Origin of the sequence: Cellulomonas septica, from assembly GCF_012396155.1 — a bacterium.
Lineage (GTDB): Bacteria > Actinomycetota > Actinomycetes > Actinomycetales > Cellulomonadaceae > Cellulomonas > Cellulomonas septica.
The window spans coordinates 1-1,569 of record NZ_JAAXOY010000752.1; the positions used below are offsets into that span (position 1 = coordinate 1).

1 protein-coding gene is annotated in these 1,569 nt (G+C 76.4%); it reads left to right on the plus strand.

Translation table 11 applies throughout. The features are described from left to right. Positions 1-1,569: glycoside hydrolase family 3 C-terminal domain-containing protein (locus HGA02_RS18830; protein WP_210728808.1), on the plus strand; the 1,569-nt coding region annotated here is incomplete at both ends.

Genomic DNA, 1,569 nt, shown 5'->3' on the forward strand with positions numbered 1-1,569 from the left:
ACGCTCTTCCGATCTCGCTGCGCTCCGCCACGACCGGCCGCTACGTGCGGCCCGGGGACGACGGCGTCCTCGTCGCCGACGCCCCGCGCGCCGACGAGGACACGCACGTCGACCTCACGTCGTGGGGCGAGGGCCTGCACACGCTGCGGTCACGGCGCACCGGCCGGCTCTGGACCGGGGCGCGGTGGATCCTGCACGCCGACGCCGACCGCGTCGGCGGGTGGGTCGTCCAGGAGTCGTTCCGCGTGCACCACCACGACGACGGCACCGTCTCGGTCCAGCACGTCGGGTCGGGACGCTGGGTCGTCGTGCAGCGCGACGGCGGAGTCCTCGTCGCCGACGCCGCCGACCCGCAGCACGCCGAGCGGTTCACCGTCCGCACCGTGCACTCGGGGCACGCGCTCGCCGCAGCCGCGGCCCGCGAGGCGGACGTCGTCGTCCTCGCGGTCGGCAACGACCCGCACCTGCTCGGGCGCGAGACCGAGGACCGCCCCCACCTGCGGCTCCCGCACGCGCAGGCCGAGCTCGCGCGCACCGTGCTCGACGCCAACCCGTCGACCGTGCTCACCGTCGTCTCGTCGTACCCCTACGTGCTCGGCGACCTCGGCGACGCCGCCTCCGCGGTCGTCTGGACCGCGCACGCCGGGCAGGAGCTCGGGCACGGGCTCGTCGACGTGCTCACCGGCGACGTCGAGCCGACCGGACGCCTCACGCAGCAGTGGCCCGCCGACGAGGCGCACGTCGGCGACCTGTTCGACCACGACCCGATCGGCGGCGGGCACACGTACTGGTACGCCCCGCACCCCGCGCGCTGGGCGTTCGGGCACGGGCTCACCTACAGCACCGTCGAGTACCTCGGCCTGACCGTCGACACCGAGGACGACCTCGACGAGCTGTCCGTCGCCACCGCGCGAGTCATCGTGCAGAACACCGGCGACCGCGTCGCCGAGGAGCTCGTCCAGGTCTACGCCGCCGCGCCCGGGCACCGGCTGCCCTACCCGCGGCGCAGCCTCGTGAGCTTCGAGCGCGTGCGCCTCGAGCCCGGCGAGACGCGCGAGGTCGCGCTGGCCGTCGCCGTCGCCGGCCTCGCCGTGTGGGACGTCACGAGCGGGTCCTTCGTCGTCGAGCCCGGCGGGTACGAGCTGCACGCCGGGTCGTCCTCCGGGGACCTGCCCCTCGTCGCCGACCTCAAGGTCGCCGGCACGCCCGTCCCGCCGCGCACCCTGCTCGACGGCTGGGTGCGCGCCGTCGACCACGACGAGCGTGCCGACGTCCGGCTGGTCCCCCGCGACCGGGACGCGGGCACCGCCGTCGAGGTCGCCCCAGGGGCCCGGTCCGGGTGGGTGCTGCTGCGTGACGTCGACCTGCACGGCGTCGGCGGGCTCGAGCTCACCCTCGCCCGGTCCGCACCCGGTGACGCCGCCGTCCACGTGGAGGTGCGCGAAGGACGGCGCTGGGAGCGCGTCGCGACCGCGACCGTCCCCGCCGGCACCGACCGGTGGGGCTGGCACACGGTGGGCGCGACCCCGCGCAGCACGCTGCCGACCTGGGGCGAGACCGACGTGCGGC